The sequence below is a fragment of the Mesorhizobium caraganae genome (genome assembly GCF_016836705.1).
GTDB lineage: Bacteria > Pseudomonadota > Alphaproteobacteria > Rhizobiales > Rhizobiaceae > Mesorhizobium > Mesorhizobium caraganae.
This window is the reverse complement of the sequence record NZ_JAFCGY010000026.1, coordinates 1-17,918: the sequence shown is the minus strand read 5'-3', so window position 1 is coordinate 17,918 and position 17,918 is coordinate 1. Positions and strand designations below refer to the sequence as shown.

16 protein-coding genes and 4 pseudogenes are annotated in these 17,918 nt (G+C 59.8%); 3 read left to right on the top strand and 17 right to left on the bottom strand.

Annotated features, from left to right (window positions below; genetic code table 11):
- Nucleotides 1-9: 9 nt before the first annotated feature.
- The 7 genes from JQK88_RS28000 to JQK88_RS27970 form a co-directional block, all read right to left on the bottom strand.
- Nucleotides 10-1,527, bottom strand: coding sequence for a phosphomannomutase/phosphoglucomutase (locus tag JQK88_RS28000; RefSeq protein ID WP_210388399.1), 1,518 nt, complete (start codon nucleotides 1,525-1,527; stop codon nucleotides 10-12).
- A gap of 319 nt (nucleotides 1,528-1,846) precedes the next feature.
- Nucleotides 1,847-2,851: a nodulation protein NodZ gene (locus tag JQK88_RS27995; protein WP_281434906.1), complete on the bottom strand. Its 1,005-nt coding sequence runs from the start codon at nucleotides 2,849-2,851 to the stop codon at nucleotides 1,847-1,849.
- A gap of 329 nt (nucleotides 2,852-3,180) precedes the next feature.
- Nucleotides 3,181-3,969: a nodulation factor ABC transporter permease subunit NodJ gene (locus tag JQK88_RS27990; protein ID WP_123169522.1), complete on the bottom strand. Its 789-nt coding sequence runs from the start codon at nucleotides 3,967-3,969 to the stop codon at nucleotides 3,181-3,183.
- Nucleotides 3,970-3,972: 3 nt separating this feature from the next.
- A complete protein-coding gene (nodI, locus tag JQK88_RS27985) occupies nucleotides 3,973-4,887 on the bottom strand; it encodes a nodulation factor ABC transporter ATP-binding protein NodI (RefSeq protein ID WP_203280114.1) in 915 nt (304 codons plus the stop codon).
- Nucleotides 4,888-5,122: 235 nt separating this feature from the next.
- Entirely contained in the window at nucleotides 5,123-6,478 is a 1,356-nt protein-coding gene (gene nodC / locus JQK88_RS27980; RefSeq protein WP_203280113.1) for a chitooligosaccharide synthase NodC, read from the bottom strand.
- Between the two features lie 15 nt (nucleotides 6,479-6,493).
- On the bottom strand, nucleotides 6,494-7,147 hold the full coding sequence (gene nodB / locus JQK88_RS27975) for a chitooligosaccharide deacetylase NodB (protein WP_203280112.1): 654 nt from the start codon (nucleotides 7,145-7,147) through the stop codon (nucleotides 6,494-6,496).
- On the bottom strand, nucleotides 7,144-7,734 hold the full coding sequence (locus JQK88_RS27970; protein ID WP_192250888.1) for a NodA family N-acyltransferase: 591 nt from the start codon (nucleotides 7,732-7,734) through the stop codon (nucleotides 7,144-7,146). Before JQK88_RS27970 ends, nodB begins: the two co-directional genes overlap by 4 nt.
- 307 nt (nucleotides 7,735-8,041) lie before the next feature.
- Here JQK88_RS27970 and JQK88_RS27965 point away from each other — a divergent pair, with 307 nt between their 5' ends.
- The gene (locus tag JQK88_RS27965) at nucleotides 8,042-8,989 is read left to right on the top strand and encodes a LysR family transcriptional regulator (protein ID WP_203280111.1); all 948 of its coding nucleotides are present in this window, start codon (nucleotides 8,042-8,044) and stop codon (nucleotides 8,987-8,989) included.
- Between the two features lie 576 nt (nucleotides 8,990-9,565).
- Here JQK88_RS27965 and JQK88_RS27960 read toward each other — a convergent pair.
- The 4 genes and pseudogenes from JQK88_RS27960 to JQK88_RS37550 form a co-directional block, all read right to left on the bottom strand.
- Nucleotides 9,566-10,774: a beta-ketoacyl-[acyl-carrier-protein] synthase family protein gene (locus tag JQK88_RS27960; protein ID WP_203280110.1), complete on the bottom strand. Its 1,209-nt coding sequence runs from the start codon at nucleotides 10,772-10,774 to the stop codon at nucleotides 9,566-9,568.
- Nucleotides 10,775-11,053, bottom strand: a complete 279-nt coding sequence (locus JQK88_RS27955) for an acyl carrier protein (protein WP_123169529.1) — start codon at nucleotides 11,051-11,053, stop codon at nucleotides 10,775-10,777.
- 128 nt (nucleotides 11,054-11,181) lie between these two features.
- Nucleotides 11,182-11,280: pseudogene (locus tag JQK88_RS27950) on the bottom strand (chitooligosaccharide deacetylase NodB); the annotation flags it as partial.
- A gap of 55 nt (nucleotides 11,281-11,335) precedes the next feature.
- A pseudogene (locus tag JQK88_RS37550) lies at nucleotides 11,336-11,473 on the bottom strand (hypothetical protein); the annotation flags it as partial.
- Between the two features lie 204 nt (nucleotides 11,474-11,677).
- On the opposite strand from JQK88_RS37550, the pseudogene JQK88_RS27940 reads away from it, so the two are divergent.
- Nucleotides 11,678-12,007, top strand: a pseudogene (locus tag JQK88_RS27940) (LysR family transcriptional regulator); the annotation flags it as partial.
- 18 nt (nucleotides 12,008-12,025) lie between these two features.
- Here JQK88_RS27940 and JQK88_RS27935 read toward each other — a convergent pair.
- The 3 genes and pseudogenes from JQK88_RS27935 to JQK88_RS37545 all read right to left on the bottom strand — a co-directional run.
- Entirely contained in the window at nucleotides 12,026-13,231 is a 1,206-nt protein-coding gene (locus JQK88_RS27935) for a beta-ketoacyl-[acyl-carrier-protein] synthase family protein (protein WP_203280109.1), read from the bottom strand.
- Nucleotides 13,232-13,510: an acyl carrier protein gene (locus JQK88_RS27930; protein WP_123169531.1), complete on the bottom strand. Its 279-nt coding sequence runs from the start codon at nucleotides 13,508-13,510 to the stop codon at nucleotides 13,232-13,234.
- A 96-nt stretch (nucleotides 13,511-13,606) separates the two neighbouring features.
- Nucleotides 13,607-13,963, bottom strand: a pseudogene (locus JQK88_RS37545) (polysaccharide deacetylase family protein); the annotation flags it as partial.
- A gap of 173 nt (nucleotides 13,964-14,136) precedes the next feature.
- Between JQK88_RS37545 and JQK88_RS27920 the strand changes: the two are divergent.
- Nucleotides 14,137-15,081, top strand: a complete 945-nt coding sequence (locus JQK88_RS27920) for a LysR family transcriptional regulator (protein ID WP_203280108.1) — start codon at nucleotides 14,137-14,139, stop codon at nucleotides 15,079-15,081.
- 6 nt (nucleotides 15,082-15,087) lie between these two features.
- Here the strand turns inward: JQK88_RS27920 and JQK88_RS27915 are convergent, their stop codons facing one another.
- The 3 genes from JQK88_RS27915 to JQK88_RS27905 all read right to left on the bottom strand — a co-directional run.
- On the bottom strand, nucleotides 15,088-15,894 hold the full coding sequence (locus JQK88_RS27915; RefSeq protein WP_192250872.1) for a TIM barrel protein: 807 nt from the start codon (nucleotides 15,892-15,894) through the stop codon (nucleotides 15,088-15,090).
- Between the two features lie 155 nt (nucleotides 15,895-16,049).
- Nucleotides 16,050-17,081, bottom strand: coding sequence for a LacI family DNA-binding transcriptional regulator (locus JQK88_RS27910; protein ID WP_192250869.1), 1,032 nt, complete (start codon nucleotides 17,079-17,081; stop codon nucleotides 16,050-16,052).
- 328 nt (nucleotides 17,082-17,409) lie between these two features.
- A partial coding sequence (locus JQK88_RS27905) for a cation:dicarboxylate symporter family transporter (RefSeq protein WP_203280107.1) occupies nucleotides 17,410-17,918 on the bottom strand: 509 nt, incomplete at its 5' end.

The following is a 17,918-nucleotide window of genomic DNA, read 5'->3' as shown; positions in this document are numbered from 1 at the left end:
TTCTCGCGCTCAGAAGGTCTGATTGTACGGGCCGACTTCGGGGCTGCGGCGCAGCACGGCATCTACGCCTTCGAACATCTGACAGCGCCGCTCGGACGATACTGGGCTCTCGACCACAACGACAAGCTCCGGCTTGTTTGACGACGCCCGCACCAGCCCCCAGGTGCCGTCCTCCGCGACGACGCGCACGCCGTTGACGGTGACCAATTCGACGATCTTCTGGCCGGCGAAGACCGCACCATCCCGCTTTATCGCCTGAAAGTCGGAAACGACCCGCTCGACGACGCCATATTTTAAATCGTCCGCGCAATGCGGCGACATGGTCGGCGTGCCGAAGGTCAGCGGTAGGGCGCGGTAGAGATTGGCCATCGAGCTGGCCGGATTGCGATCCAGCATCTGGCAAATGGCGATGGCGGTGACCAGGCCGTCGTCATAGCCGCGGCCGATCGGTGCATTGAAGAAGAAGTGGCCGGACTTTTCGAAGCCAGCGATGGCGCCGAGCTCGGCGACGCGCCGCTTGATATAGGAATGGCCGGTCTTCCAGTAGTCGGTGACGGCGCCGTTGGCCTCGAGCACGCTGTCGGTGGCGAATAGCCCCGTCGACTTGACGTCGACGACGAAGGTCGAGCCGGGATGGAGGCTTGAGATGGCACGCGCAAGCAGGACGCCGACCTTGTCGGCGAAGATTTCGTTGCCTTCATTGTCGACGACGCCGCAGCGGTCGCCATCGCCGTCGAAACCGAGCCCTACATCGGCCCCCGTCTCCAACACCTTGTCGCGGATCGCATGCAGCATCTGCATGTCTTCGGGGTTGGGATTGTAGCGCGGGAAGGTGTGATCGAGTTCGACATCGAGCGGGATCACCTCGCAGCCGATCCGCGCCAGCGCTTCGGGCGCAAAGGCGCCGGCTGTGCCGTTGCCGCAGGCGACTACCACCTTCAGCGGTCTCAAGATGCGCTTTCCCGTGGTCAGGTCGGCGAGATAGGTTTGGCGGAACCCTGAAACGAAATCATAGGAGCCGCCGCCGGGAAGGTCGAAGTCGCCGGCAAGCACGATTGTCTTCAGCGCGCTCATCTCTTCGGGGCCGAAGGTCAAAGGACGCGCCGCGCCCATCTTGACGCCGGTCCAGCCATTCTCGTTGTGCGACGCGGTGACCATGGCGACGGAAGGCGTATCCAGCGCGAACTGGGCGAAATAGGCCATCGGCGACAGAGCCAGCCCGACATCTTTGACCCGTGCGCCGGCGGCCATCAGCCCGGAAACCAGCGCCAGCTTGATCGACAGCGAATAGGAGCGGAAATCGTGGCCGGTGACGATATCGGATGCGACGCCGAGACGCCGGATCAGCGTGCCGAGGCCCATGCCGAGGGCCTGGACGCCGATCAGATTGAGCTCCGGCGGCTCCGCCGAGCCCGGTTGGCCGAACCACCAGCGCGCATCATACTCGCGAAACCCGGACGCCTTGATCAACGCCGAGGTTTCGAACTCGAAGGTGTTGGGCCGAGCTTCGCCAACGGGTTTGATCATCACGGGTCAGGCTGCTCCAGGCAAACGTGATCGGAGTTCGACAAAAGGCACAATGGCTTACTCTCGCCTTCGGCCTCTCTTGGCGGATCTTGGTGCCGCCGGAAACCAAAAGCGCCGAAGCCGATCGTGGAGAGCTTCATGCTTATGGCTACGGGCTTTGTCCTACCGCTAATCATCGCCCGCCAACGTCCAGTCGTGCTAACTTCCATTGTGGACGCTCCTTCCTTTCGGTGGCTGTCAAATACCCACCATTCAGCACATGCTGCCGTCGAGGCGCGTCCGCCCGCCAGAACAAGCTCCACGAGGGTACCCAAGACTTTCACAAAGTCGGAACATGTTCGGACGAGTTGTCAATGAAGATCAAACTACCCGGATCGTTTAAATCGAATTCAATAATACGTGGCACGAAGAGGCGGGCATAGCGCGAGAAGGCGCTACTCGGCGGGAAGCGAACCAGGGTATCGCATCGCCCAAGGAGGTACATCTCGACGAGAGCAGAAAAACCGCCGTCAACGCCCAGTGCTGCGCTGTGTAATGGCCCGGCCTGATCTGCCTGGAATTGTTTTGGGATAGTGAAAAGATCGGGAAACACGCCCGACAAGTCACGACGCACCTGTGCACTGTCAGTACACAAGAACACCCTCACAGGTCTTGGATGCGGTAGCTCTTTAGCCTTGCGAATGGCTGTGCATACCTGCTGGAAGGCGAATTCCGGATCAGCCCAGTAGGGAGCGTGCTCCATAATGTCTTCGCCGTTGCCGTGCCGGACATGCACCCCGATTATGCTGTGCCCTTCGAAGTGCTCTTGATAGATGGCGTCAATCCGAGCTTCAATTTCGGGCCTCGGTTTGATACTCCGAAAAATCTGTCGTTCGGCATCCACATCGCAACGCCACATCAAGCAAGCATCACACACCACTGTGTTGGCTTCAGTATCTTCTTGGGCCTCGAAAAGCTCTCTCAGCTCTTCACGTTCTCGGAAAATCTGTTCATCTGGACGGCAAATGCAGTCGATCGATGGCTTATTCCACCACGGCGGGAAGAAAGGCCCAGGGAATGAGAACTGGTTGACCTGGTCATCGCAAATAACCGGTACGCCCGCGATGTCTTGAATTGGCTCGAAGAACACCGGAAACGCATTGGTGAAGGGTTGATCGAGATAACAGGAGCCACGCCAATCTATGGCCAGCGTCCGCCCCGTCCGCTTAGCGTAGGACCAAGCTGCTGCCAGAGACCACAAGCAATCACCGAAACCGGTACGCCGTCTCGAAACAACGAACCGATCCTCGCCCGATCCAATCATCAGCGATTGCGGTCCTAGCATCTCGTTCTCCATTTATCGTGACAAGAAAGTCAAATTGGCCTGCCTCAAGACCGTTCGACCTGACCGGGCTGCAATGTCGTTCGCCCCTGCGAATGCCAGTCAGATATCACCGCCTCTACCAATTCTCGTAGGGTTCTTCTGAAGCAGCTAATGAGATCAGCCCATGGTCATTCCGGCGTTCCTGCTGGAAATGTCGTACGTCAGCTGCCACACGGAGCTAACGTCTTTGAGGTGCTTGCAGCGAATGGCCAACTAAGGCCAGATGATCATACGCTTCCGCGCGAATGTCGTGGCACTGCATCACGGATCTCCTTCTCTCGGAAGTTGTCTCAACGCATCAGGCGGCGGCGAAGCAGCACCATCGAGAGGAAGAACGGCAACACCGCGTACAGGCAAAGCGCACCGATATGCAGGGCGATGCCGCCAGCCGGGCGATCAAGCATTTCGGGACGAATAAGGTCGATCGAATGTGCCAGCGGCAAAAAGTGCGCTGCCTGTTGAAAGGGAGCTGACAATTGGGTGACCGGGAAGACCGCGCCTGACAGGAACAGCATGGGTGTGAGGACGAGCGACTGGTAGAATACAAAATAGTGGTAACTGGGCGCAAGCGCGGTGACGACCATCGCCAGGCTCGCAAAGGCGAACCCAGTGAGCGCGATGGCTGGTAGCACATAGAGCAGGGACGGCCACGCCGCATAGCCCACCACGACGGCGACGATCGCGATGACCGTTCCGGCCAAAAAGGCCTTGGTGGCTGCCCACGCCAATTCACCGAGAACGATATCGCCGAGGGTAAGTTGTGTGTACAGGATTGCTTCCCAGATGCGCTGATGGTGCATGCGCGGGTAAGCCGCGTAAATTGTTTCGAAGGTCGACGCGGTCATCGCGCTCGTCGCGACCATACCGGCTGCCAAAAAAGCAACGTAGGACGCATCTTCAACGCGACCGACCATCATTCCGAGGCCAGTACCAAGTCCGAAAAGATAGATCATGGGATCGGCGAGGTTACCGAGCATTGACGCAAGTGCGATCTTCTTCCACGACAGATAGTTGCGGCGCCACACCGCAACCCAGTTCCACGCGTTGGCGGGTAGAGCCGCTGCATAACCTTCACTCATCGTTCACTTCTCCATCTCGCGTCCGGTCAGCCGCAAGAAAACGTCCTCCAGATTGGGTGGACGCTCTAGAAGCCGTAGCCCCGCACGCCCGCGCAGCTGGACGCGCACCTGCTCCGGATCGGGCGTATAGCAAAAGAGCGTCTCGCCGCTCACCTCGATGCGCTGAACGTATGGCCTGATCAGCGAACCAAGCTCCTGCGGATTGCCACCAAAGATCTCGATGACGTTGCATCCGATATGCTCCTCAATCAGGGCATGAGGGCTGCCTTCGGCAATGTTGCGTCCATGCTCGAGAACGCACAGCCGATCGCACAACCGCTCAGCCTCTTCCATAAAGTGGGTCGTCAAAATGATCGTCTTGCCGCGCGCCAGCAGGAAACGCAGACGCTCCCAGATCAGGTGGCGCGCGTGCGGGTCGAGGCCGGTAGTCGGTTCGTCCATTACGAGTAGCTGCGGGTCGTTGATCAACGCGCGTGCCAGAGTCAGGCGCCGCTTCATGCCGCCGGATAGTTCGCCGACACGTGCATCCGCCTTGCTCTCAAGGCGGGCGAACTCGAGGAGCGATGGGATGACCGCTTTGATCGCGCGTGTGCTCATGCCGAAGTAGCGCCCGAACACCAACAGGTTCTCGCGTACCGTGAATTCCAGGTCAAGATTGTCGAACTGGGGAACCACGCCGATGCCCTTGCGTGCCAAGCGAGCCTGTGCCGGCACTGGCACTCCGAGCACCGTGATCTTACCCGCGTCAGGCTGCGTCATGCCAAGGACCATACGCGCAATCGTGCTTTTGCCCGCACCGTTCGGCCCCAGCAGGCCGAAGCACTCTCCCGACGCAACGGTGAGCGACAGCCCATTCACAACGAGCTTGTTGCCAAAAGACTTCGTCACGCCGTTAAGGTCGATTGCTACGTTGGACATGCGTTCATCTCTGCTGAAAGGAGCCGTTCAGCCGGCGGGAGCTCACTTGCGAGCGTTCGGGAGAGGAGGCCATCGCTGTGGCGGCCCTTGGGAAAGCGACAAGCCGGAGCATTTGTGTGTGACGCTCCCCCTCCAGGGATTGCCGTCGAGCCGCTACGGATCGTCTGCGGCCACTTCCCGTTCTAACAATTGAAATATTGTCCAGGTCACGACTTGTGCCCTACGCAGTACACTATCACTCGCCACTGAAAACGCTCTCAGACTCCACCAACGTTGAAGAACCGCGCGAAAGCTCCGTCCTGCGAATTGAGTGAGCAACTTCCGAGCCTTCTGGAGCGTTTGGTCCGGCAATCGGGTTTTTGATGCGGATCTGCTTTTCCCCTCCATTGGGTAGGGTAGGCGCCTTGCGCGACAGCCAATCGCTGTTGCTCAATGTGCACAACGCATAGGCTTTCAAGGGGAGTAAGAGAAAGACGTTGATGAATGTGTGTAGAGAAAAACCGAGAAATCGAAGTTGGCGGGCACGAAACGCTGCCACGCTGCACCGAATGATGGTCATGGATGTAATCATCAGGACTGCCGACCAAGGCACTGTGGCTGTCAGTGCGAGTTGCGCGAGTCCAGCCAGTACTGACAGGGCGAGCAAAAGTGGGCCGAGATTCTGTCCGACCACATCCAACGTGAGATAGCGATCGAGGCTTGGCAATAGGTGCAGCGCAAGCAACGTGTCCCGAAATGTGCTTCGAGCCCAGCGGAGTTGTTGGCGCAGATACGGCCCCAGCCGATCCGGAACGACCGTTGCGGCGATCGCGTCGGGAATGTATTCGGTTCGAAGGCCTGCTTTCAGCATGAGGATCGTGAGATGGCGATCCTCACCGAAGTCGCTTGGCTTCCCCCGAAACAGTTGCGTCTCGTACTGATCCAGCAGCAAAAGGAGTGCGGAGCGACGGTACATCGCACATGGGCCGCAGCAGCACATGACGGCACCAAAGCGAGCCTGTGCCGCTCGCTCCTCATTGCAGGCCAGCCAGTACTCCATATCGATCAACCGGGTCAGCCAGGTGTCGCTCCGGTTGCTCGCCACCAACTGGCCCATGGCCGCGCCGACGGCTGGATCCTGCATCTTGCGTGCAAGCTTTGCGACGACGTCGGACGCGAGTGTCGTGTCCGAGTCGACGTTGAGCACCAAATCTCCAGATGAGCGGCGTATCGCGACGATCTGGGCTTTGCGTTTGCCAACATTCTTGTCGAGCAAAATGAAGTTGAATCTCGAGTCGCCCGCAAAGGCACCGTGTACCGGTACGACAACGTCGCGATTTGCAGAACCGTCATCAACCACATAGACCCGCAGTTTTCCGGCATATTGTTGGCTTGCAATGGACGCCAGGCACGCCGAGAGCGCGCTCGGATCCTCGTTGAAGCAGGGGACAATGACATCCACGCTCGGCAGAAGGTCGAAATCGACCAAATTGTCCGATGCCGGTGAACGGTCCATCGGCAAAGCATAAGCCACCTGCATGCTTTTATAAGCAGCCGAGAGCAGCGCATAGCAAGAGACGGCGACAGTACTGGCTGTGGCAAGCAGGTCCATAGGATCTCGCAATTTTCAGTGATGTTGTGGAAGCGAGCGGATTACAAATCCGCGGTCATGCAATGCTGGAATCAGGCGGAACAGCGCCGTGACCGTCTGGTCGCGCAGAGTGGCGTGAGTGCCCGGTTTCAACTCGTCGGGAGGGCAGCCGTCGTGCAAGAGCACAATTGCGCCCGGCCTGACGCCGCCGAGCACTGCGTCGACAATCGCGTCGACGCCGGGGCGAGACCAATCTCGCGGGTCTACCGACCAATGGACGGGCGTCAGTCCAGCGCTCACTGACGTAGTGAGCACTTCTTCGGTCCAGATCCCATACGGCGCGCGCATGTGCCGCACGGTGGCCTGGGGGCACGCCATCCTAATGACCCTGTTCGCCTCAAGTATTTCACGTTCGACTTCGCCGGGCCCGCATCTGGACAGGTCCGGATGAGTCATCGTGTGGTTGGCTACCTCGTGCCCTTCTGCAATCATTCGTCGGATGAGTTCCGGCTGGTCTGCGGCGTAGGCACCGATGACGAAGAACGTCGCCGGCACCCGATGTTCCGCCAGCACATCGAGGATCTCCGGTGTGCAAAGTGGACCGTCGTCAAACGTCAAATAGACGCTGCGATCTTCGGTGCCGTCAGCGCAGTCGCTCGGCACTTCGCAGATGTAGCCCAGATCTTTCATAGCTCCGGACCATTCCGATCAATCAGGGTGCCGGACGGCCACTCGCTCATCGAGCGTCCAATCGGCGTAACCAGGACGAGCACGTCCTCCAGGCGGGTGGGCGGCAGGTCGGGATACACTTCTGGATGGGTCGAGCGCACGGGAATGCCCGACAACATGGTCGCCAGACCGCCTCGGCAGAACCTCTCAACATGGTTCCGTAGCGCGTGCCGAACCGTGCCGAAAGCGAATGGAACCCCAAGCTGCTGCAACACTGGATACACGAACTGCATTGAGAAGCTGATTCCAAGTCCCTCAAGATCCGAACGCACCCCGTACAACCCCAGTTCGGCCACTAACAGATCGACCTCGCCAACCTTGATGAAGCGGCGCAGTATGCCAATGTGAGCCGCTATGCCGTGAGCGTCGTAGCCGATTGCGCGGACTTCCGGCCTCGCACCGGCCCAACTACGGCCGCCTTCGAACGGCTTCGCGTTGGAGGCGTTAGCCCGTCCATAGGTCTTTCGGAAAAACTCGGAGAGTTCGACATGGTCGGCCAGTTGCAACTCATTTTCCCAGCACAACCTCCACCGCACGTCAGAGCGCATGGAAAGACCTCATCTTTGTTGGTGTTTTCTGGAGGTAAGCGCCTACGCGTAGGAGAGCTTGTCGCGTCGAGCCGACACGAAGTTGCTTGCGCAGATCACCAAAGAAACCTAGCCGCAATGGACATACGACTCGGTTGATGTTCGGCGCACATCGGAAGGCGCACACCGCAAAATGCTTATCGGAGCCAACGCAAACATTGAAAAACTTCCTTTAGGGCTTCCTTGAATTCCCCTATGCGACGTTCTGGTAAATCGGTAAAATCGTTTGTTTCAATCAATCGCATCCACACCATGGATAACTGAAGACATGCGTTTCAAAGGGCTCGATCTGAACCTTCTCGTCGTGCTCGACGCGCTGCTGAGCGAGCGCGGCCTCACGGCGGCGGCACGCCGCATCCACCTAAGTCAGCCGGCCATGAGTGCGGCCGTCGCCCGCCTGCGTGACTTTTTCCACGATGAACTATTTACGATGAGCGGTCGCGAACGTATTCTGACACCGCGCGCGGAAGCACTCGCCCCCGCAGTTCGCGACGCACTGCTGCGCATCCAGGGTTCGATTATTTCTTGGGATCCGTTTGACCCAGTTCAATCCGATCGCCGCTTCAGGATCCTTCTTTCCGATTTCGTCACACTCGTGTTTTTCGAAAAGGTCGTGGAGCGTGTTGCACGGGAAGCACCCGCCATCAGCTTCGAATTGCTGCCTGTCGACGACAGCCCCGATGAGCTTCTCCGACGCGGTGACATCGATTTTCTAATTCTGCCGGATTTGTTCAAGTCGAGCGCGCATTCAAGAGTGGCGCTGTTCGACGAAACGCTTGTGTGCGTAGGCTGCGCCGCGAACAAACAGCTGCCACGGCAGCTTACGTTCGAGAGATACATGTCGATGAAGCACGTCGTGGTCAAATTCGGGCGTCTGCTGAAGCCTTCCATCGAGGAATGGTTTTTGCTTGAACATGGTCTTAAGAGACGTGTCGAGGTCGCCGTGCAGGGCTTCAGCATGATCCCGCCGATGGTATCGGGCACAGATCGTATAGCGACCATGCCCTTGCGGCTGGTCAAGCATTTCGAAAAAACGTTCCCCCTGCGGATCGTCGACCTTCCGCTGCCACTTCCCGGATTTACCGAGACCGTCCAATGGCCGGCCCTTCACAATAGCAATCCGGCAAGCATCTGGTTGAGGGAGATAATGTTGCAGGAGGCGTCCCGCATGGCTACTCCAAGCAAGACCCCGGGACGCCGCACGCATCAAGACTGAGGTCGATAGGTCGGTTGCTCGGCAGGTGTTGTGAGCGGTCCGCGGTTGGGTACCGCCTTCCGTCCCTTCAGGTCGGCGCGGTCCTTGGTCTATTAGGAGCGGGAGTTGTTTGGAACGGGCGCCGGGTGGACTGGCTCGGCACATAATTACCGACAGGAGTTCCTACCGTGGCTCAGCCCTCGGCGCTGTGTCGCATGTTGGCCCGAGATCGCTTTGACGGCGAGACCTCTCGCCCGATTGCCCACAATGAGGGGCTCTCATGCACGATCTCGGGCCAGGACCACCGGTGGCTTCTTGGCGCAGCTTCAGGCAGTCCCAGGGCCGGCCCTCCCGACATAGTCGCGTAAAGCTTTAGACCTCCAGCCGAACTCGCAGGGCTCGCTTACCTTGAGGGGTGGCAGTACGTCCAAGCGGCTTCAATAGTTAAGAATTTCGCAAAGACGAAGCCCCCGCCGATCGTTCAGCTTCGCCGCCACTTTCCGCATCACCGGGGCGATCCAATAGCCCACCCTTCACAATAGTGATCCGGCGAGCATCTGGATCCGACAGAAATGTTGGAGGAGGCATCTCGCACGGCTACACCTGCCTGAATGCCAGAACTGCGTTCAGGCCGCCCATGGCGAAGGCGTTGCTCAGTGCCACCTGCACCTTGCGCTCGCGCGGAACATTGGGGGTGATGTCGAGATCGCAATCGGGGTCTGGCTCACGATAATTGGCAGTCGGCGGCACGACGCCCTCGCGGATCGCCATCACGCAGGCAATCATTTCGATCGCGCTAGCTGCGCCGAGGCAATGCGCATGGGTGGACTTGGTGGATGAGACGGACATCGAATACGCATGATCACCGAAGACGCGCTTGATCGCCGCCGTCTCGATTTGGTCGTTGGCCTTGGTGCCGGTGCCGTGCGCGTTGAGGTAGTCCACGTCCTCGGGATTGAGCCCGGCATCGGAAAGGCAGGCGCGCATCGCAGCCTCCGGCCCATGGACCGCCGGCGCCGCGATGTGGAAGGCATCGGCGGAAAATCCGACGCCGGCGATCTCGGTAAGGATCGTTGCCCCGCGAGCGGTAGCATGCTCATAGCTTTCCAACACGGCCATGCCCGCACCCTCGCCTAGCACCACGCCCTTCCTGTCGGCAGAGAAGGGCCGGCAAGTATCGGGAGCCAGCACGCGCATCGCTTCCCATGACTTCAGCACGCCCCATACGAGCGGCGCATCGGTGCCGCCGGCAAGCATCACGTCGGCCCGACCGTACCTTATCTGATCCACCGCCGAAGCGATCGCATGGTTGCCGGAGGCGCAGGCGGAGGTGATGCCGAGGACCGGCCCGCGCAGCCCGAAGCTCAAGCTTATCTGGGTGGCAGCGGCGCTAGGCATCACCTTTAGTCCAGTGAAGATCTCGGCACGGGTAGCGCCGCCCAAAAGGATGGCGCGGTAGCTTTCCTCGATTGCGTCCCAGCCGCCGAAACCGACGCCCACTATCGCGCCGAAGCGAGCGGCATTTCCTTCATCGCAGGAAAGTCCGGCCTTTCGCATGGCTTCGTGCGCTGCAAGCACGGCGAGCAAGCTGAAGCGGTCCATGGAGACGAGCCGCCCGCGGTCGATGTCGTGCTCCGGCAGCGCCTTGATCTCAGCGCCGATTGTACCCTTCAGCTCATGAAGCTCTGAATTGACGATCGGGCCGATGGCGGAGCGGCCTTCGCGCATCCCCGTCCAGATGGAGGCGGCGTCAGTGCCCAGCCCGCAGAGCCCGCCCATTCCGGTGATGACAACGCGCCTTTCCATTCAAGCCTCCTGAGTGAGCAAGCCGCGCACGGCTTCCACCATGTCGCCGACATTCTGGAGATCCGACCAGGCCTCGGACGTATTCATCTCGATCTTGATGCCGTAGGCCTGCTCCAGGTCCCAGAGAACGTCCGCCAATCCCAGTGAATCGATACCGAGCGAAGTCAGTCCCGTGGCAGCCGTTATCTCGCCGCCCGGGGCAGGCGCTATGTTGTCGCCGTCCGACGCGGCGCGCTTCTTGATCATTGCTATTATTTCATTGGTCAGTTGATCTGCCATCTTGTTCCTTTCCAGCTTGCGTTTTCGACGTGGCTCAATGCCTGGGCCGCGCCGCGTTGCGAAATCTGCCCCTCACCAGCTTGTGCGACTCACCAAGACCAACTGCTTGTGGAGACCGGATGAGATCCGGGGTGCTCTGCGGCGCAGGCACCGATGACGAGGAACGTCGCCGGCACCCAATGTTGCGCCAGCACGTCGAGGATCTGCGGTGTGAGAAATGGATTGGGGCTCGCTAACCTTGATGAAGCGACGCAGCATGCCAATGAGGGCCGCTATGCCGTGCACGTCGTTGCGTGGAATTCCGCCCTCGCATCGGCTCAACTGCGGCCGCCTTCGAATGGCTTTGCGTTGAAGGCCCCAGTCCGTCCATAGGTCTTTCGGAAAGAAATCGGAGAGTTCGACATGGTCGGCCAGTTGCAACGCATTTTCCCAGCACAAGCTCCGCCGCAGTCAGAGCGCTCGGAAAGATTTCTCTTTTCGGGCTCTTTTTAACGCACTTGTCACGCCATAGAGGCAGTAGGGTGACCGGTGCGCGTCAGATGCTGTTGTCAATGTAGGATTCAGGAAGATTGATAAAATCGTTTCTGTCGATGGAACGCATCCACACCATGGATAGCTTAAGACATGCGTTTCAAAGGGCTCGATCTGAACCTTCTCGTCGTGCTCGACGCGCTGCTGAGCGAGCGCGGCCTCACGGCGGCGGCACGCCGCATCAACCTAAGTCAGCCGGCCATGAGTGCCGCCGTCGCCCGGCTGCGTGACTTTTTCCACGATTAACTTACGATGAGTGGCCGCGAACGCATTCTGACACCGCGTGCGGAAGCACTCGCCCCCGCAGTTCGCGACGCTCTCTTGCAAATCCAGTGCTCGATTATTTCTTGGAATCCGTTTGACCCAGCTCAATCCGATCGCTGCTTCAAGATCCTGCTTTGCGATTTCGTCACACTCGTGTGGAGGTATCTCTCATGGCTTCTACATCTGCCTGAATGCCAGAACCGCGTTCGTGCCGCCGAAGGCGAAGGAGTTGCTCAGTGCCACGCGCACCTTGCGCTCGCGTGGCACATTGGGGGTGACGTCGAGATCGCAATCGGGGTCTGGCTCGCGATAATTGGCAGTCGGCGGCACGACGCCCTCGCGAATAGCCATCACGCAGGCGATCATCTCGAGCGCGCCGGACGCGCCGAGGCAATGCGCGTGCATGGACTTGGTAGAAGAGATGGACATTGAATAGGCGTGCTGACCGAAGACGCGCTTGATCGCCGCCGTCTCGACCTGGTCGTTGGCTTTGGTGGCGGTGCCGTGCGCGTTGAGATAGTCGACATCCTCGGCATTCAGTCCAGCATCGGCAAGGCAGGCGCGCATTGCTGCCTCCGGCCCCTCGATAGTCGGCGCGACGATGTCGGAGGCATCGGCGGAAAGGCCGGCACCGGCAATTTCGGCAAGGATGGTGGCGCCCCGAGCCATGGCATGCTCGTAGCTTTCCAGCACCGCCATGCCGGCGCCTTCACCAAGCGACAGGCCCTGGCGATCGGCCGAGAATGGCCGGCAAGTATCGGGCGAAAGCACGCGGATCGCTTCCCATGCCTTCAGCACACCCCATATGAGCGGCGCTTCGCTGCCGCCGGCAAGCATCACGTCGGCGCGGCCGCGCTTGATCTGGTCCACCGCGGAGGCAATAGCATGGTTTGCCGAGGAACAGGCGGACGTGACGCCGAAGACCGGCCCGCGCAGGCCGAGACTCATGCTGACCTGGCCGGCGGCGGCGCCCGGCATCGCCTTGGGTACAGTCAAGAGGGCGGCACGCTTACCGCCCAGAAGCATGGCGCGGTAGGTTTGCTCGATCGCATCCCAGCCGCAGCCGCCAACGCCCACCGTCGCACCGAAGCGATAGCTATTTCCGTCTTTGGAGGAAAGTCCAGCCTGACGCATGGCTTCGCGCGCCGCAAGCACAGCGAGCAGGCTGAAGCGGTCCATGGAGACGAGCTGCCTGCCGTCGATGTCATGCTCCGGCAGCGCCTTGATCTCTCCGCCGGTTCTGACCCTCAATTCATGGAGCTCGGTGTTGACGATTGGGCCGATGGCGGAGCGGCCTTCGCGCATCTCTCTCCAAATGGAGGCGGCGTCGGTCCCAAGCCCGCAAAGCCCGCCGATCCCAGTAATCACGACGCGGCGGTCCATTCACGCCACCTTAGCGAGCAAGCCACGCACGGCTTCCACCATGTCGCCGACATTCTGGAGATCCGACCAGGCCTCGGACGTATTCATCTCGATCTTGATGCCGTAGGCCTGCTCCAGGTCCCAGAGAACGTCCGCCAATCCCAGTGAATCGATACCGAGCGAAGTCAGTCCCGTGGCAGCTGTTATCTCGCCGCCCGGGGCAGGCGCTATGTTGTCGCCGTCCGACGCGGCGCGCTTCTTGATCATTGCGATTATTTCGTTGGTCAGTTGATCAGCCATCTTGTTCTTTCCAGCTTGCGTTTTCGACGTGGCTCAATGCTTGAGCCGCGCCGCGTTGCGAAATCTGCCCCTCACCAGCTTGTGCGACGCACCAAGACCAACTGCTTGTGGAGGCCGGATGAGATCCGGGTGCTCTGCGGCGTAGGCACCGATGACGAGGAACGTCGCCGACACCCGATGTTGCGCCAGCACATTGAGGATCTGCGGTGTGAAAAATGGTTGGGGCTTGCTAACCTTGGTGAAGCGGCGCAGCATGCCAATATGGGCCGCTATGCCGTGTGCGTCGTAGCCGATTGCGCGGAATTCCGGCCTCGCGCCGGCCCAACTACGGCCGCCGTCGAATGGCTTTGCGTTGAAGGCCCCAGTCCGTCCATAGGTCTTTCGGAAGAAGTCGGAGAGTTCGACATGGTCGGCCAGTTGCAACGCATTTTCCCAGCACAAGCTCCGCCGCAGTCAGAGCGCATGGTAAGATTTCTCCTTTCGGGCCCTTTTTAACGCACTCGTGACGCGATAGAGGCAGTGGCTGACCGGTGCGCGTCAGGTGCTGTTGTCAATGCAGGATTCCGAAAGATTGACAAAATCGTTTGTTTCGATGAAACGCATTCACGCTATGGATTGCTGAAAACATGCGTTTCAAAGGGCTTGATCTGAATCTTCTCGTCGTGCTCGACGCGCTGCTGAGCGAGCGCGGCCTCACTGCGGCGGCGCGCCGCATCAACCTAAGTCAGCCGGCGATGAGTGCGGCCGTCGCTCGGCTGCGTGACTATTTCCACGATGAACTATTTACCATGAGCGGCCGCGAACGTATTCTGACACCGCGTGCGGAAACACTCGCCCCCGCAGTCCGCGACGCTCTCTTGCAAATCCAGTGCTCGATTATTTCGTGGGATCCGTTTAACCCAGCTCAATCCGACCGCCGCTTCAGGATCATTGTTTCCGATTTCGTCACACTCGTGTTTTTTGAAAAGGTCGTCGAGCGTGTTGCACGGGAAGCACCCAGCGTTAGCTTCGAATTGCTGCCTGTCGACGACGACCCAGATGAGCTTCTCCGGCGTGGTGATGTTGATTTTCTAATTCTTCCGGAATTGTTCATGTCGAGCGCGCACCCAAGAATGGCGCTGTTCGACGAGACGCTTGTGTGCGTAGGCTGCCCTACGAACAAGCAGCTGCTACGGCAGCTTACATTCGAGAGATACATGTCGATGAGGCACGTCGCGGCCAAGTTCGGGCGTATGCAGAAGCCCTCCATCGAGGAATGGTTTTTGATTGAGCATGGTCTTAAGAGACGTGTCGAGGTCGTCGTGCAGGCATTTAGCATGATCCCGCCTATGGTCTCAGGCACAGCTCGTATAGCGACCATGCCCTTGCGGCTGGTCAAGCATTTCGAAAAAACGTTCCCCCTGCAGATCATCGACCTTCCGCTGCCACTTCCCGCATTTACCGAAGCCGTCCAATGGCCGGCCCTTCACAATAGTGATCCGGCAAGCATCTGGATGCGGGAGATACTGTTGCAGGAGGCGTCCCGCATGGCTACTCCAAGCAAGACCCCGGGACGTCGGGACCGCTCCTAAATCTGCTCAGCGCCTCACACCGGCTCTCGCGTCAGTAGCCGCCCCGTCTCGTATGAGATCGATGCTGGCCGCAAGTGCGCCTGCGAGGTCGTCCAGTGCGTGGACTTCCTCGACTAGCTCGAACGAGAAGGGACCGGCATAGCCGCCATCAAGCAGCGCCCGGATCTGGCTGCCATTGTCGGAACCTCCCAGGACGCGATCCGGGTAAATCCAGAAGGTCGGATCGTTCACGCCTGAAATGTGCACGAGACCGGTCAGCTCGCAGGAGAAGAACGTCTCCCCGGCGAGGGTGTGGTGGAACGTGTCGTGCACGAGGCGGAAGACGGACTGGCCATCAACCGCGGCAATGGCCTTAGCCGCTTCCTTCTTCGATCGAAGCGAGCAGGTCTGGAAGCCCAGCGGCTCGATAAGACCGATCAAACCGCGCGACTGGAGGATCGGCTTGAGCGCGCTCAAGGCGACGGGCAGATTCCCGTGGCGCTCGCCGTTCGCGGGCCACGAGCCGTCATTGACCGGCACCAGCACGAGCGCCTTCGCCCCGCAGTCAGCCGCATGATCGGCGAGCTTGCTCGCCTCGGTCTGGCGCGCGGGCGTCCACTCATTGAAGCGCTGCAAGGCGTTGACAGAGATAATCGAGACGCCCGCCTCAGCGGCGGCAGACCGGACGTCCGAGGCCGGCACGCCAGGTGCAAAAGAATTGCTGAAAAGAACGTCGGTCAGACCCTGGTCGCGGGCAAGCGCGAAAAATGCCCGAACATCAAGTCGGGAGCCAGCCAAGTGGTTGAGTGCAAAGCGGGGCGATGCCTGGTTCATGGCTTGGGCTTTTCCTTTCATGGGCCGCCGTTCTCAGCTGTCCGGCTTCTGCCGCGTGGCCGCTCGTTGATTCAACAGACCGCAATGACAATCAATCGAACTTTCTTTCATTTGCGAAAGGAAACGCGAGGTTCATGATAGAATCCCATCAAGCTTCATATATTTTCCGGCAGATGGATGTCGAACGGCAGAAATGTTTGCCCCGGCGTCTCCACCGTGCCGGTCTCAATGGCCCGCGCCATCAGCGTCATCAGCTCCTGGCAAAGCGGGCGCAGTGGCGTGGCGACAGCCATCGTGATGATATTATCTGCGAGCGCCGCCCGTGACTCCGGTGTGATTTCATTCACGATCGCGATGAGATCCTGACCTTTACCCTCTTCCCGGAGCGCAGAGATGGCGCCCTCCATGCCCCCGCCGGCCACATAGAAGCCGACGAGCTCGGGTTCCCGCTGCATGAGATCGAGTGTTGCCTCGTAGGTGATCTGCCGTTTCTCGAGGTTCACGAGCGGATCGAGCACCTCGAATGTCGGCGCGTTCTCACGGCAATAGGAGCGAAAGCCGATGTCCCGGAGCTCGTGCCCCTGGAAACGGTGGCTGCCGACAAACACCGCCACCTTTCCGGGCCGTTTTGCGATCTTGGAAAACATCCAAGCGGCCGTGCGCCCCACCTTGCGGTTGTTAAGGCCGATATAGCCCTGACGCACGCCGGCGGCGAAGTCGGAAAGCAGCGAGAAAACCGGAATGCCTTTGGCCTTGAGCTCCTCAACCGCCGCTGTAATCTTCGGGTGGTCCGGTGCCACCATGGCAATCGCGTGGCAGCGCGCGCCCAAATCCTTGAGCAGCGCAATCTGGTCGCCCGGGACATTTGACGGCGCGAATTCGATGAGCGGAATGCCGTGGAAGGACTGGGCCAAACTGACCGACGCTTCGACCTCGCGCGCGAAGTCTTGGTAGAAATGCTGGGCCGGTTTTCTCAAGATGAAGCCCAGCCGATAGTGCGGCAGGTCCCGCTGCAAGCGCTGCTTGATGAGACCGGCAGCATGATAGCCGATGGCCTGGGCGGCCTCGTGGACCCGCCGCGCGGTCTCCTCCCGCACCGGATGACGGGCGTTCAAAACGCGATCGACCGTTGCCACGCTCAGACCGGCTTCGCGGGCGATATCGGCAATTGTGGGGCGCTTGGTCATGGGTCCAATTCTGATTGGTTTTATACGCCGGCTAACTCTGTGTCATCCAGCGCGTCTCGGCGAAGGTTCGGGCGGCAAAGTGAAGACGTCCGCATACTGCATGATCGACAGCGTATGCGACGAACAGCAATCCAGGCGTAGCCGGGCGCGTATCTATGTACAGGTCGTTTGCCTAGGGAGCCCGTAATTTTTGCACTCACCGCATTTAACGCTTCCGATTTCATCGCCCCGCGATGCGCTGTTTGGAGCCTGCGAGTCGATCCTTGTGACCGGCCCGGCGACTTAACAGGTCGCGAGGCTGTGACTTACTCGGCGGGGCGTGCCCGGTTTAATGCCCATCAAACCGATGACCGCAGAAGGCGGCTTTCATCTGCGCTTGATCCAATTCGCCTTCCCAGCGGGCGACGACGAGCGATGCCACCGCGTTGCCGACGACATTCGTCAGTGCCCGGCATTCGGACATGAAGCGGTCGACGCCAAGGATCAGCGCCATGCCAGCAACGGGAACACTGGGGACTACCGCGAGCGTAGCGGCCAGCGTGATGAATCCCGCACCTGTTACACCTGCTGCACCCTTCGAGGAAAGCATCGCAACGAGCAGCAGCAGGACCTGATCGCTAATCGAGAGATCCGTGTTCGTCGCCTGGGCGATGAAGAGGGCCGCCAGCGTCATGTAGATATTGGTGCCGTCCAGATTGAAGGAATAACCAGTCGGGATGACGAGCCCCACGACCGAACGCTTGGCGCCGGCCTTCTCCATCTTGTCCATGAGCGAGGGCAGCGCGGCCTCCGAGGAGGAGGTTGCCAGGACAAGCAGCAGCTCTTCCTTGATGTAGC

Coding starts and splice junctions, on each gene's coding strand:
- JQK88_RS27930 (WP_123169531.1), bottom strand. CDS start 13,510: ATGGCTGATCAACTGACCAACGAAATAATCGCAATGATCAAGAAGCGC.
- JQK88_RS27920 (WP_203280108.1), top strand. CDS start 14,137: ATGCGTTTCAAAGGGCTTGATCTGAATCTTCTCGTCGTGCTCGACGCG.
- nodI (WP_203280114.1), bottom strand. CDS start 4,887: ATGTCCAACGTAGCAATCGACCTTAACGGCGTGACGAAGTCTTTTGGC.
- nodB (WP_203280112.1), bottom strand. CDS start 7,147: ATGAAAGATCTGGGCTACATCTGCGAAGTGCCGAGCGACTGCGCTGAC.
- JQK88_RS27965 (WP_203280111.1), top strand. CDS start 8,042: ATGCGTTTCAAAGGGCTCGATCTGAACCTTCTCGTCGTGCTCGACGCG.
- nodC (WP_203280113.1), bottom strand. CDS start 6,478: ATGGACCTGCTTGCCACAGCCAGTACTGTCGCCGTCTCTTGCTATGCG.
- JQK88_RS27955 (WP_123169529.1), bottom strand. CDS start 11,053: ATGGCAGATCAACTGACCAATGAAATAATAGCAATGATCAAGAAGCGC.
- JQK88_RS27995 (WP_281434906.1), bottom strand. CDS start 2,851: ATGCTAGGACCGCAATCGCTGATGATTGGATCGGGCGAGGATCGGTTC.
- JQK88_RS27935 (WP_203280109.1), bottom strand. CDS start 13,231: ATGGACCGCCGCGTCGTGATTACTGGGATCGGCGGGCTTTGCGGGCTT.
- JQK88_RS27970 (WP_192250888.1), bottom strand. CDS start 7,734: ATGCGCTCTGACGTGCGGTGGAGGTTGTGCTGGGAAAATGAGTTGCAA.
- JQK88_RS27915 (WP_192250872.1), bottom strand. CDS start 15,894: ATGAACCAGGCATCGCCCCGCTTTGCACTCAACCACTTGGCTGGCTCC.
- JQK88_RS27990 (WP_123169522.1), bottom strand. CDS start 3,969: ATGAGTGAAGGTTATGCAGCGGCTCTACCCGCCAACGCGTGGAACTGG.
- JQK88_RS27960 (WP_203280110.1), bottom strand. CDS start 10,774: ATGGAAAGGCGCGTTGTCATCACCGGAATGGGCGGGCTCTGCGGGCTG.
- JQK88_RS28000 (WP_210388399.1), bottom strand. CDS start 1,527: ATGATCAAACCCGTTGGCGAAGCTCGGCCCAACACCTTCGAGTTCGAA.
- JQK88_RS27910 (WP_192250869.1), bottom strand. CDS start 17,081: ATGACCAAGCGCCCCACAATTGCCGATATCGCCCGCGAAGCCGGTCTG.